The 13,295-nt window shown below is 62.0% G+C and carries 10 protein-coding genes; 6 read left to right on the plus strand and 4 right to left on the minus strand.

Annotated elements, in window-relative coordinates; all coding sequences use genetic code 11:
• Positions 1-77: 77 nt before the first annotated feature.
• Positions 78-2,888 (minus strand): DNA gyrase subunit A, encoded by a 2,811-nt coding sequence (gene gyrA, locus Mame_RS14930; protein ID WP_033409411.1) that lies wholly within the window; start codon positions 2,886-2,888, stop codon positions 78-80.
• A 227-nt stretch (positions 2,889-3,115) separates the two neighbouring features.
• Between gyrA and Mame_RS14935 the strand changes: the two genes are divergently transcribed.
• Complete coding sequence (locus tag Mame_RS14935; protein WP_018063294.1) at positions 3,116-3,766, plus strand: MarC family protein; 651 nt, start codon at positions 3,116-3,118, stop codon at positions 3,764-3,766.
• Between the two features lie 45 nt (positions 3,767-3,811).
• Here Mame_RS14935 and Mame_RS14940 read toward each other — a convergent pair whose 3' ends face one another.
• Positions 3,812-4,327: a single-stranded DNA-binding protein gene (locus Mame_RS14940; RefSeq protein ID WP_026173220.1), complete on the minus strand. Its 516-nt coding sequence runs from the start codon at positions 4,325-4,327 to the stop codon at positions 3,812-3,814.
• Positions 4,328-4,579: 252 nt separating this feature from the next.
• On the opposite strand from Mame_RS14940, the gene uvrA reads away from it, so the two are divergent.
• Positions 4,580-7,501, plus strand: coding sequence for an excinuclease ABC subunit UvrA (uvrA, locus tag Mame_RS14945; protein ID WP_018063296.1), 2,922 nt, complete (start codon positions 4,580-4,582; stop codon positions 7,499-7,501).
• A gap of 10 nt (positions 7,502-7,511) precedes the next feature.
• Positions 7,512-8,372 (plus strand): DUF72 domain-containing protein, encoded by an 861-nt coding sequence (locus tag Mame_RS14950; protein ID WP_018063297.1) that lies wholly within the window; start codon positions 7,512-7,514, stop codon positions 8,370-8,372.
• On the opposite strand, the gene Mame_RS14955 is transcribed toward Mame_RS14950, so the two are convergent.
• The gene (locus Mame_RS14955; RefSeq protein ID WP_033409509.1) at positions 8,353-9,816 is read right to left on the minus strand and encodes a bifunctional ADP-dependent NAD(P)H-hydrate dehydratase/NAD(P)H-hydrate epimerase; all 1,464 of its coding nucleotides are present in this window, start codon (positions 9,814-9,816) and stop codon (positions 8,353-8,355) included. The genes Mame_RS14950 and Mame_RS14955 overlap by 20 nt on opposite strands.
• A gap of 361 nt (positions 9,817-10,177) precedes the next feature.
• On the opposite strand from Mame_RS14955, the gene Mame_RS14960 reads away from it, so the two are divergent.
• The 3 genes from Mame_RS14960 (at position 10,178) to hspQ (ending at position 12,455) form a co-directional block, all read left to right on the plus strand.
• On the plus strand, positions 10,178-10,516 hold the full coding sequence (locus Mame_RS14960; protein WP_018063299.1) for a P-II family nitrogen regulator: 339 nt from the start codon (positions 10,178-10,180) through the stop codon (positions 10,514-10,516).
• Positions 10,517-10,585: 69 nt separating this feature from the next.
• Positions 10,586-11,995, plus strand: a complete 1,410-nt coding sequence (gene glnA, locus Mame_RS14965) for a type I glutamate--ammonia ligase (protein ID WP_026173222.1) — start codon at positions 10,586-10,588, stop codon at positions 11,993-11,995.
• Between the two features lie 130 nt (positions 11,996-12,125).
• Positions 12,126-12,455, plus strand: coding sequence for a heat shock protein HspQ (hspQ, locus tag Mame_RS14970; RefSeq protein WP_018063301.1), 330 nt, complete (start codon positions 12,126-12,128; stop codon positions 12,453-12,455).
• A gap of 71 nt (positions 12,456-12,526) precedes the next feature.
• Here the strand turns inward: hspQ and Mame_RS14975 are convergent, their stop codons facing one another.
• Entirely contained in the window at positions 12,527-13,171 is a 645-nt protein-coding gene (locus Mame_RS14975; RefSeq protein WP_018063302.1) for an invasion associated locus B family protein, read from the minus strand.
• Positions 13,172-13,295: the final 124 nt, after the last annotated feature.

Raw genomic sequence — 13,295 nt, forward strand, 5'->3', positions numbered from 1 at the left:
AGGCTGCAAACGGATCGGTCAAACGAAGAAGCCGGGCGCAGGGCCCGGCTCCAGTCTTCATTCCCGTTGTTCGCCGATCAGGTCTCGTCGGTTCCCTCGTCAGGGATGCCCGTCGCCTCGGCCGCGCCTTCGCTGCCGGCCTCGACACCGGCTTCAACAGCGTCCTCGATCGCCTCATCGTCGTCAGGCTCGCTGATGACCTCGACCGAGACCACCTTTTCCTCGGCGCCGGTCTTGAACACCGTGACGCCCTTGGCGGTGCGGCTGGCGATGCGGATGTCGTAGACCGGCACCCGGATCAACTGCCCGGCATTGGTGACCAGCATGATCTGGTCGCCGTCGAGAACCGGGAAGGCCGCGATCAACCGGCCGATCTCGTCCGTCTTGGAGGTGTCTGTGGCGCGGATGCCCTTGCCGCCGCGTCCGGAGATGCGGAAGTCATAGGAGGACGAACGCTTGCCGAAGCCCTTTTCCGTGACCGTCAGGATGAACTGCTCACGGAACTTCAGTTCCTCATAGCGATCATCCCTCAGTTCGCCCTCTTCCGCCACTTCCTCGCCGACAAGCGCTATATCCTCGCCCTCCCCGGTTTCGGTGCGGCGCTCGAGCGCTGCCCGCTTCAGATAGGCGGCGCGTTCCCACGGCTCGGCGTCGACATGGCTGACGATGGTCATCGAAATCACCTCGTCGCCCTCGGCAAGGCCGATGCCGCGCACGCCGATCGAGTTGCGGCCGGCGAAGACGCGAATGGCGGGAACGGGGAAGCGGATCGCCTGGCCCATCGCCGTCGTCAGCAGCACGTCGTCATCCGGCGTACAGGTCCAGACCGACAGGATGCGATCGTTCTCGTCGTCGAGCTTCATCGCGATCTTGCCGTTGCGGTTCACCTGCACGAAATCAGACAGCTTGTTGCGGCGCACGGTTCCGCGCGTGGTGGCGAACATCACGTCGAGCTCGGACCAGCTTTCCTCATCCTCCGGCAGCGCCAGGATGGAGGTGATCGCCTCGCCCTGCTGCAGCGGCAGCATGTTGATCAGCGCCTTGCCGCGCGATTGCGGTGTGCCGATCGGCAGACGCCAGACCTTCTCCTTGTAGACGATGCCGCGCGAGGAGAAGAACAGCACCGGCGTGTGGGTGTTGGCCACGAACAGCCGGGTGACGAAATCCTCGTCGCGGATCGACATGCCGGAGCGGCCCTTGCCGCCGCGACGCTGGGCGCGGTAGGTGGTCAGCGGCACGCGCTTGATATAGCCGTTGCGCGACACGGTCACGACCATGTCCTCGCGCGCGATCAGATCCTCGTCGTCCATATCCGGACCGCCTTCGAGGATTTCGGAGCGGCGGGGCGTGCCGAACTCGTCGCGAACCGCGATCAGCTCTTCCTTGATGATCTCCTGGATCTTCTGCCGCGATGACAGGATTTCGAGGTAGGACTTTATCTCGTCGCCGATCTTGTTCAGTTCGTCGCCGATTTCATCGCGGCCGAGCGCGGTCAGGCGCGAGAGGCGCAGTTCGAGAATGGCGCGGGCCTGTTCCTCGGACAACTGGTAGGTGCCATCCTCGGAAATCTTGTGGCGCGGATCATCGATCAGGCGGATCAGCGCCTCGACATCCCGGGCCGGCCAGTGCCGTTCCATCAACTGTTCACGCGCCGTCTGCGGATCGGGCGCACGGCGGATCAGATTGATGATCTCGTCGATATTGGCAACAGCGATGGCAAGGCCAACCAGCACATGGGCGCGATCGCGCGCCTTCCTGAGCAGATATTTGGTGCGCCGGCTGACCACGCTTTCGCGGAAGGAGACGAAGGCGCGCAGAATATCGAGCAGGGTGAGCTGTTCCGGCTTGCCGCCGTTCAGCGCCACCATGTTGCAGCCGAAGGACGTCTGCAGCGGCGTATAGCGATAAAGCTGGTTGAGGATGACCTCGGCATTGGCGTCGCGCTTCAGTTCGACGACGACGCGATAGCCTTCGCGGTCGCTCTCGTCGCGCAGATCGGAAATGCCCTCGATGCGCTTGTCGCGCACCAGTTCGGCCATCTTCTCGATCATCGTCGCCTTGTTCACCTGATAGGGAATTTCGGTGATGATGATCTGCTCGCGATCGCCGCGCATCGGCTCGATCGTGGCCCTTCCGCGCATGATCACCGAGCCGCGGCCGGTCTCATAGGCGGACTTGATGCCGGCGCGGCCGAGAATCTGCGCGCCGGTCGGGAAATCGGGACCCGGGATGATCTGCATCAGTTCCGGCAGCTCGATCGCGGGATTTTCCATCACCGCGATGCAGCCGTCGATCACCTCGCCCAGATTGTGGGTCGGGATGTTGGTGGCCATGCCGACGGCGATGCCGCCCGCGCCATTGACGAGAAGGTTCGGAAACTTGGCCGGCAGCACCACCGGCTCCGACAGCGTGCCGTCATAGTTCTCGCGGAAATCGACGGTGTCCTTGTCGAGATCGTCGAGCAGCGTATGCGCGACCTTTTGCAGGCGGCATTCGGTGTAGCGCTCGGCCGCGGGCGGGTCGCCGTCAACGGAGCCGAAATTGCCCTGCCCGTCGATCAGCGGCAGGCGCAGCGACCAGTGCTGTGCCATACGCGCCAGCGCGTCATAGATAGCGGCATTGCCATGAGGGTGATATTTACCCATGACATCGCCGGTGACGCGGGCGCATTTGACGTATTTCTTATTCCAGTCCACGCCCATTTCGGACATGCCGTAGAGGATACGGCGGTGCACCGGCTTCAGGCCGTCACGAACATCCGGCAGCGCGCGGCTGACGATCACGCTCATCGCGTAATCGAGGTAGGAACGCTGCATTTCCTCCATGATGGAGATGGGCTCGATGCCCGGCGGAAGACCTCCGCCCGAAGGTGTCGTTTGATCAGTCAATGTGAATCACGATCTCAAGCTAGAATCATCTGGTTTTTTATAGCCGAATCCGATGGCTGACGCCAATTTCTCAAGCCTCCTGACAGTGGACAGAGGCCGAATTACGCGATTTTATTCGTGTCAGGTGGTGATCCTGTGGCAAGCTCACAAGAGCGCTGCGAATGCCACTTCCGGTTTAACGCGGCGCCATGCTCTCTGGAAACGCAAAAACGGCTGGGGAACGGGCGATGAATGAACTGGCGACGCTGATAAACGGCTTCACCACCTTGATGGTGACCATGGACCCGCCCGGCATGGTGCCGATCTTCCTGGCGCTGACCGTGGGCATGACCCAGGCGCAGCGCCGCAAGGTGGCGATCCGGGGCAGCCTGATTTCGTTCTTTCTGCTCCTGGCCTTTGCGCTGCTGGGCGATGACATCCTCAACGCGCTCGGCATTTCCATGAGCGCGTTCCGTATCGCCGGGGGCATTCTTCTGTTCTGGATCGGCGTGGAAATGATCTTCGAAAAACGCGTCGAAAGAAAGGAGAGGACCACCGAAACCGCCATCACGAAGGATGGCATGGCCAATCTCGCCGCCTTCCCGCTGGCCATGCCGCTGATCGCAGGCCCCGGCGCGATCTCCGCGACCATCCTGCTCGGCTCCAAGATGGAAACGGTGCTGGACAAGCTGGCGCTCGTTCTGGTGATCTTCGTCGCCTCGCTGGTCGTGCTTTTGGCAATGCTCGCCGCCGGCCTGATCGACCGGCTTCTCGGCGAAACCGGTCGTAACATTCTCACCCGCATTCTCGGCATGATGCTGACGGCGCTGGCCGTGCAGTTCGTGATCGACGGGGTGACCACGGTGATGCATATCCCCACGGGCACGGCAGGCGCCTGAATTATCCGGCGCGTTTGCCCTCAAAAAGGTCCGATGCGGTTGGGATCAGAACGGAATGTCGTCGTCGAGATCCTGCGAGAAACCGCCGCCGCTGCTGCGGCCACCGCCACCACCACCGGAAGACGGCTGCGAGCCGTAATCGTCATAGCCACCGCCGCCCTGGCCTCCGCCGAAGTTGCCGCCTTGGCCACCGCCCCCGCCGCCTTCACCGCGGCCGTCCAGCATGGTCAGCGTGGCGTTGAAGCCCTGCAGCACGACCTCGGTCGAAAACCGCTCTTGGCCGCCCTGGTCGGTCCATTTGCGGGTCTGAAGCTGGCCTTCGATATAGACCTTGGAGCCTTTGCGCAGATATTGTTCCGCGACCTTGCACAGCCCCTCGCTGAAGATCACCACCCGGTGCCATTCCGTGCGCTCCTTGCGCTCGCCGGAATTGCGGTCGCGCCAGCTTTCCGACGTGGCCACCCGCAGATTGGCGATCGGCCGGCCATCCTGTGTGCGCCGAATTTCCGGGTCCGCTCCGAGATTGCCGACGAGGATGACCTTGTTTACACTACCTGCCATGACTACCACCTGTATAACCGCGTTGCGGCGCTTTAGAGAATTTTCGGCAGCATAGACGATCTCTCCGAAAGCGATCAACCGATACGGGACAATCCACAATTAAAAATGTTCTTTATTTGTTCTATCGCTCTGCTATGATCGAGTCAAGCGATTCAACCGGGGACATTCAAACCGTCTGTTTTGCTGCACCTCGACAGAGCCGCAGCGTGAACTACATAGGAAGCAAATTCCCTTCTCGAGAAGCCTGATCCCATGAGCGAACTGAAGAATATCTCCATCCGCGGCGCGCGCCAGCATAACCTGAAAGGCGTTGACGTGGATCTGCCGCGCAACAGCCTGATCGTGATGACCGGGCTTTCGGGCTCCGGCAAATCCTCGCTGGCGTTCGACACGATCTACGCGGAGGGGCAGCGGCGCTATGTCGAAAGCCTCTCGGCCTATGCGCGCCAGTTTCTGGAGATGATGGAAAAGCCGGATGTCGACCGGATCGAGGGCCTGTCGCCGGCGATCTCGATCGAGCAGAAGACCACGTCGAAGAACCCGCGCTCCACCGTCGGCACGGTGACCGAGATCTACGACTATATGCGCCTTCTTTTCGCGCGCACCGGCGTCCCCTATTCGCCGGCGACGGGCCTTCCGATCGAAAGCCAGACCGTGACCCAGATGGTCGACCGCATTCTGGCGCTGCCGGAACGCACAAGGCTTTATATCCTCGCGCCGCTGGTGACCGGCCGCAAGGGCGAGTTTCGCAAGGAACTGGCGGAACTGATGAAGAAGGGCTTTCAGCGCGTCAAGATCGACGGTGAATTCTACGAGATCGCCGAAGCGCCAAAGCTCGACAAGAAATACAAGCATGATATCGACGTGGTGGTCGACCGCGTTGCGGTGCGCGACGATCTGGCGACCCGGCTGGCCGACAGTCTGGAGACCTGCCTCGAAATCGCGGACGGGCTGGCGGTCGCCGAATTCGCCGACAAGCCGCTGCCGGAAAACGAGACGGCGGCCGGCGGCGCCAAGAACAAATCTCTCAACGAAACCCATGAACGCGTTGTTTTTTCGGAAAAATTCGCGTGTCCTGTTTCAGGATTCACGATTCCGGAAATCGAGCCGCGGCTGTTCTCCTTCAACAATCCCGTCGGCGCCTGCCCGACCTGCGACGGGCTCGGATTCCAGCAGAAGATCGATGAAGGGCTGGTCGTTCCGGACCGGGCGAAAAAATTGTCAGAAGGCGCGATCGCGCCCTGGGCGAAATCCTCGTCGCCTTACTACAAGCAGACGCTGGAGGCGCTTGGCCGGCATTTCGGCTTCAAGATGACGGATCGCTGGGACAAGCTGCCGGAACAGGCCACCAACGCTATCCTCAACGGGACCGATGACAAGATCGAGTTCCAGTATGCCGACGGCGCGCGCAGCTACAAGACCACCAAGAGCTTCGAGGGCATCATTCCCAATCTCGAGCGGCGCTGGAAGGAGACGGATTCCGCCTGGGCGCGCGAGGAGATGGAGCGCTACATGTCGGCGGCCCCCTGCCCGGCCTGCAACGGCTACCGGCTGAAGCCGGAGGCGCTCGCCGTCAAGATCGACGGCCGCCATATCGGCGAGGTCAGCCAGCTTTCGATCCGCGCGGCGCGCGACTGGTTCGAGGACCTGCCGAAGCACTTCTCGCAGAAGCAGAACGATATCGCGGTGCGCATCCTCAAGGAAATCAACGAGCGGCTGCGGTTCCTGAACGATGTCGGGCTGGAATATCTCACGCTGTCGCGTAATTCCGGCTCGCTTTCCGGCGGCGAGAGCCAGCGCATCCGGCTTGCCTCGCAGATCGGCTCGGGGCTGACCGGCGTGCTCTACGTGCTCGACGAGCCCTCGATCGGCCTGCATCAGCGCGACAACACGCGGCTGCTCGATACGCTGAAACATCTGCGCGATATCGGCAACACGGTCATCGTCGTCGAACATGACGAGGACGCGATCCTGACCGCCGATTACGTGCTGGATATCGGCCCCGCGGCCGGCATTCACGGCGGCGAGGTGGTGGCCGAGGGCACGCCTCAGGCGATCATGGCCAACCCTAAATCGCTGACCGGCCAGTATCTGAGCGGGGCCAGGGCAGTCGCCGTGCCCGCCGAACGCCGGCAACCGAAAAAGGGCAAGGCGCTCAAGGTCGTCGGCGCGCGCGGCAACAATCTCAAGGATATCACCGCCTCGATCCCGCTCGGCCTGTTCACCGCCGTCACCGGCGTTTCCGGCGGCGGCAAATCCACTTTCCTGATCGAGACGCTTTACAAGGCGGCCGCGCGGCGGATCATGGGCGCGCGCGAAAACCCGGCCCCGCACGACCGCATCGAGGGGCTGGAATTCGTCGACAAGGTCATCGATATCGACCAGTCGCCGATCGGGCGCACGCCGCGCTCCAACCCGGCCACCTATATCGGCGCCTTCACGCCGATCCGCGAATGGTTCGCCGGCCTGCCGGAGGCCAAGGCGCGCGGCTATCAGCCGGGGCGGTTCTCGTTCAACGTCAAGGGCGGGCGCTGCGAGGCCTGCCAGGGCGACGGGCTGATCAAGATCGAGATGCACTTCCTGCCGGATGTCTACGTCACCTGCGACGTCTGCCACGGCCAGCGCTACAATCGCGAGACGCGGGAGGTCCGCTTCAAGGGCAAGTCGATCGCCGACATTCTGGAACTGACAGTGGAGGAAGGCGTCGAATTCTTCTCCGCCGTGCCCTCGGTGCGCGACAAGCTGCAGACGCTTCAAGACGTCGGCCTCGGTTATATCAAGGTCGGTCAGCAGGCCAATACGCTGTCTGGCGGCGAGGCGCAGCGCGTTAAGCTCGCCAAGGAGCTGTCGCGCCGCTCCACCGGCAAGACGCTCTACATCCTCGACGAGCCGACCACCGGGCTTCATTTCCACGACGTCGCGAAACTTCTGGAAGTGCTGCACCAGCTTGTCGAACAGGGCAATTCGGTGGTGGTGATCGAGCACAATCTCGAGGTCATCAAGACCGCCGACTGGGTGATCGATATCGGACCCGAGGGCGGCGATGGCGGCGGCCGGATCGTCGCGACCGGCACGCCGGAAGACATCGTGAAGGAAAAGGCGTCCTACACCGGTCAGTATCTTCAGGAGCTTCTGGAGCGGAGGCCGCCGAAGAAGACGGAAGCGGCGGAATAGGAGACGGGATATGACGGCAGGCGCAATTCGCATCGGGATCGGCGGCTGGACTTTCGATCCGTGGAACGAGTCGTTTTATCCGGAGAAATTGCCGAAGACGCGCCAGCTTGAATATGCCGGCGAGAAGCTGAAGGTGATCGAGGTCAACGGTACCTATTACTCCTCGCAGAAGCCCGCGACCTTCGCCAAATGGGCGGCGAGCGTGCCGGACGGCTTTATCTTTTCGCTGAAGGCCAGCCGCTTCTGCACCAACCGCAAGAAGCTCGCCGAGGCCGAGGGCTCGATCGACAAATTTCTCGGCCAGGGCGTCACCGAGCTTGGCGACAGGCTGGGGCCGATCCTGTGGCAGTTCATGCCAACCAAGAAGTTCGAGGCGGAGGATTTCGAGGATTTCCTGAAGCTTCTGCCGCAAGAACGCGACGGCCTTGCCCTCAAACATGCGCTCGAAGTCCGCCACCCTTCTTTCCTTGACCCGGAATTCGTGGCGCTTGCCCGCAAATATGGCGCGACGATAGTCTGCGCCGATCATCCCGAATACCCGATGATCGCCGACGTCACCGGCGATTTTGTCTATGCACGGCTGCAAAAGGGCGAGGATGGCAACCCCCATTGCTATCCCGACAAGGCGCTGAAGGAATGGGCTGACAAGCTGAAGCTCTGGTCAAGGGGCGGCGCGCCCGACGATCTGCCGCTTCTTGCCGGCGATGCGCCGGAGGCAAAGCCGCGCGAGGTCTATGCGTTCTTCATCACCGGCGGCAAGGTCCGCGCCCCGGCGGGGGCGCAGAAGCTGCAAGGCCTGGTCGACAAATTGGATCTGCGTAGGGACCGGACTCTGTCGGTGGCAATGCGACTCAGCGTCCGTTATCGATAATCTCGTGGATTGAAGGCAGGTGGGTCGGCAGGTCCTCGGCCGTCAGCCCCGCCCCTGCCCGGTTCCCGGCCTCGCCGTGAAGCCAGGCTCCGGCGGCGGCGGCTTCGAATGCCGGTACGCCCTGGGCCAGCAACCCGCCGATCGTGCCGGAAAGCACATCGCCGGACCCGGCGGTAGCGAGCCATGGCGGGGCATTGGCGTTGATCGCGATCCTGCCGTCCGGCGACGCGATCACGGTATCGGCGCCCTTGTAGAGCACCACCGCATGGGCGCGCCGGGCCGCCCGCAATGCCTTTTCGGGCTTGCCGAGGTCGCTATCCTCGGCGAGATCGGGGAAGAGCCGCGCGAATTCGCCGGCATGCGGGGTCATGACGCAGGTTTCAGGGGCCGCTTCCAGCCGGTCGAACAACGCCTCAGGCTGCTCCGCGAAGGCGGTCAGTCCGTCGGCGTCGAGCACCAGCGGGCGTCCGATCAGCGTTTCGGCAAAGTCCCGCGTTTCGGCGCTTATCCCGAAACCGGGGCCGAGGACGAAGGCCGACAACCGCTTGTCGGCGATCCAGTCTCTGAGCGCGGAAACATCCTCGATGCGTTTCAGCATGATCGCCGTCAGATGCGCGGCATTGACGAGGATTGCCTGCGGCGCTGCCGCGATCGTGACCAGCCCGGCGCCCGCCTTCAAACCCGCCATTGCGGCAAGCCGTGCGGCGCCCGTGGCCGAGGCGCCGCCGGAAAACACGCCGAGATGGCCGCGGCTGAACTTGTGTGAGTCGGCGCCAGCGCGCGGCAGGCTGTCGGCCCACAGCGCCGGGGTATTGAGATGGTGGTCGCCTGCCGCCTCCGCCAGAATGCGGCGCGGAATGCCGATGTCGAACATCTCCAGCCGGCCGCAATGCGCGCGGCCCGGCAGCAGGTAATGGCCGGGCTTGGCGGCCATGAAGGTCACGGTATGCGAGGCCGTGAAGGCCGCGCCAAGCACCTGGCCGGTCAGGCCGCTGACCCCGGACGGCAGGTCGACGGCGATCACCGGCAGACCCTCCGCCCGCGCGATCACGGCGGCAATCTCGTCGGAAAGCGGCCGGGCAAGGCCTGCGCCGAAAAGCGCATCGATGATGACATCGCCCTGCTCCGGCCGAAAGCCATCCAGCCCCGCGCTGTCCATGCCGCAATCCTGCCGCGCCCGAAGGGCGTCGCCGGAGAGCCTGGCAGGATCGCCAAGGTGAAACAGCGCCACCTTCATTCCGGTTTCGGCAAACGCGCGGGCCGCGACATAGCCATCGCCGCCATTGTTGCCGGGTCCGCACAGCACGACGGCGCGCTGCGCCGCCGGATAACACCGCAGCAGGCAGGCCGCGACCGCCCGGCCCGCGCTTACCATCAGCGCGTAGCTGTCTATACCGCTCTCAGCGGCCAGCGCGTCGGCGCGCCCCATTTCCTCAGGTGTCATCAGCAAGGCCGGCACTCCTTCATCGCGGGTGAATAGAGCGGAAAATCGGGTGATGATGCAAGAGGCGACTTTCTTCTGGCTAGTTGGTAATCAATTGCCTATTAATTAAACACAGGTTGCTGCTCAAAATTCATGCGTCCTCGTCGTCAGCGCCCCTGAAATGCCGCGCTATTGACCTGAAGGCGCCTTTTGGCGAACCTGATTTCGGTGCCACATGCGGAATGCTGCGGCAATCGCGAGGCCGCAATTTCATTTCGGTGGATTTGCACGAAGAACAATCGAACTTGGCATGCAATGTGCATTAGAAGTTCCGAGCGGGCTGACGCCTGCTTCAACGGGAGAAGCGGAGAGCAATTTTCTCATGAAAAAGATCGAAGCGATCATCAAGCCTTTCAAGCTCGACGAAGTGAAGGAAGCCCTTCAGGACGTCGGCCTGCAGGGCATCACTGTCACGGAAGCCAAAGGCTTCGGGCGCCAGAAGGGTCATACGGAGCTTTACCGGGGCGCTGAATATGTCGTCGACTTTCTTCCCAAGGTCAAAGTCGAGGTCGTTCTGGCAGACGAAAACGTGGACGCGGTCATCGAAGCCATCCGCAACGCCGCTCAAACCGGGCGTATCGGCGACGGCAAGATCTTCGTTTCCAATGTCGAGGGCGTCGTGCGCATCCGCACCGGCGAAACCGGCGTTGACGCCATCTGATCCATCCCTCCTCTTTTGACAAAGATGGGGCATCCCTATCGTCATCTTCTTATGCAAGGAAAACGTTAAATGACGACAGCTTCTGAAATTATGAAACAAATCAAAGACAACGACGTCAAGTTCGTGGATCTGCGCTTTACCGACCCCAAGGGCAAGCTGCAGCACGTGACGATGGACGTCTCGGCTGTCGATGAAGATTTGTTCGCCGACGGCATCATGTTCGACGGTTCGTCGATCGCCGGCTGGAAGGCCATCAACGAGTCCGACATGGTGCTGATGCCCGACACGGCCACCGCCCATATGGACCCCTTCTTCGCCCAGTCGACCCTCGTCGTGTTCTGCGACATTCTGGAGCCGCTGACGGGTGAAGCCTATAACCGCGACCCGCGCACCACGGCCAAGAAGGCGGAAGCCTATCTTAAGTCGACTGGTATCGGCGACACCACCTATTTCGGTCCCGAGCCGGAATTCTTCGTGTTCGACGACGTGCGCTTCAACGCCGAGCCCTACAACACCGGTTTCCAGCTCGACAGCACCGAACTGCCGTCGAACGCCTTCACCGAATATGAAACCGGCAACATGGCCCACCGTCCGCGCACCAAGGGCGGCTATTTCCCGGTTCCGCCGGTCGACAGCATTCAGGACATGCGTTCGGAAATGCTCACGGTTCTCGCTGAAATGGGTATCGTCGTCGAAAAGCACCACCATGAAGTGGCCTCCGCCCAGCACGAGCTCTGCATGGTGTTCGACACGCTGACCCGCATGGCCGACAAGACCCAGATCTACAAGTACGGCGTCCATCAGGTTGCCCATGCCTATGGCAAGACGGCAACCTTCATGCCGAAGCCGGTCTTCGGCGACAACGGCTCGGGCATGCACGTGCACCAGTCGATCTGGAAGGACGGCAAGCCGACGTTTGCCGGCGACGGCTATGCCGGCCTGTCGGAAACCTGCCTCTATTACATCGGCGGCATCATCAAGCATGCGAAGGCCGTCAACGCCTTCACCAACCCGCTGACCAACTCCTACAAGCGTCTGGTGCCCGGCTACGAAGCCCCGGTTCTGCTCGCCTATTCGGCCCGCAACCGTTCGGCCTCCTGCCGTATTCCGTTCGGCTCCTCGCCGAAGGCCAAGCGCGTTGAGGTCCGCTTCCCCGATCCGGGCGCGAACCCCTACCTCGCCTTCGCCGCGCTGATGATGGCCGGCCTCGACGGCATCAAGAACAAGATCCATCCCGGCGATGCCATGGACAAGGACCTGTACGACCTGCCGGCCGAAGAGCTGAAGGAAATCCCGACCGTCTGCGGCTCGCTGCGCGAAGCGCTGGAAAGCCTCGACAAGGATCGCGAATTCCTGACCGCCGGCGGCGTTTTCGACGACGATCAGATCGATTCCTATATCGCCCTGAAGATGGAAGAGGTCATGCGTTTCGAAATGACCCCGCATCCGGTCGAATTCGACATGTACTACTCGGTCTGATTTCAGACGGATTTGACAATGAGCCGGCTGCCTTCGGGCGGCCGGTTTTTTTGTGCCTGCGGCGCAGCGCGGGCGCACCCCTTGCACCTTGCAAAGCGCATTTCCATATAGAATACGAAAGGAAATGCTCATGAAAATACGCGAAGCGAAATACAATATCGGCGATATCGTCCGCCATAGCGCGCTTCCCTTTCGGGGCGTGATATTCGATGTCGACGCGGAGTTCTCCCGCTCCGAAGAATGGTACAATTCCATTCCGCCGGAAATCCGTCCCAGCAAGGATCAGCCGTTCTACCATCTCGTGGCCGAGAACGACGAGAAGGGCTATGTGGCCTATGTCTCCGAAGCCAATCTTGAGCTGGATATGAGCGGCGAGCCGTTGCGCAACCCGCAGGTCGGGGAAATATTCATGGTAACCGACAGCGGCCATCTGGCGCCGCGCTTTGCCAGCACGCATTGAGCGGACGCAAACAGCAAAAAGGCCCAGCTGAGATTTTCAGCCGGGCCTTTTTGTTTGGGGAAGACAGGATATCAGTTGCCAGTGGTGGCGTTCTGCTGGGCTTCCTCGATCTTCTTGCGGCGGTCGACGGCCATTTTCTTGATCGACTCGTCCAGATTGCGCTGGCTTTCAACCAGGTCGGGCTGGCTGATCGGGTCGCCGTCAAAGGCGGCGGTGAAGCCGGAAAGCGTCAGGTCGACCGGGTTCGGCTGCTGGCGCATGTTGACCGAGGTGAAGGTCACCTTGCCGCCGCGCTTCATGGCGGCAACCAGCGTGTCGTTGAGCGGCGCCTGGGCAATGCACTGCTCATTGGTGCAGATGGCATAGTCAAGCTTCTGCGGCGCGGATGTATCGATCTGCATCTGCACGCCGGCCGGGATCAGCCGGAAGGTCGGCACGGTTACCTGGATCATGGACTGGCCATTTCCGCCCTGCGGCTGGATCAGGCCGACGGCGGTCAGCACCTGACCGTTTTCGGCGCGGGCATAGTTCTGCACGATGCAGACGCCGCCATTGCCGTTGTCGTTGCAGGTCTTGAACCAGCCCTGCGTGGGAGCCGCGCCAGCCTGGGGCTGGGGCTGCTGTTGTTCCTGAGCCGAAGCGCCGGCGGCCGAAAGGCCCGCAATCGTGAAGGCGCAAACCGCGACACGCTTGATAATACTGGCGCGTGAAAGCATCAAAATCTCTCCTGGTTCATCTGCGTAAGGTCCGGGGACCCTGCATCGCTATTGTTACCGAAATGCGGCAAAGCGTCCCTGTTTCGGGCCTCAACCGCCAGTGTTTCCTCTGATATCGCCACAT

It is taken from the genome of Martelella mediterranea DSM 17316, from assembly GCF_002043005.1.
Taxonomy (GTDB): domain Bacteria; phylum Pseudomonadota; class Alphaproteobacteria; order Rhizobiales; family Rhizobiaceae; genus Martelella; species Martelella mediterranea.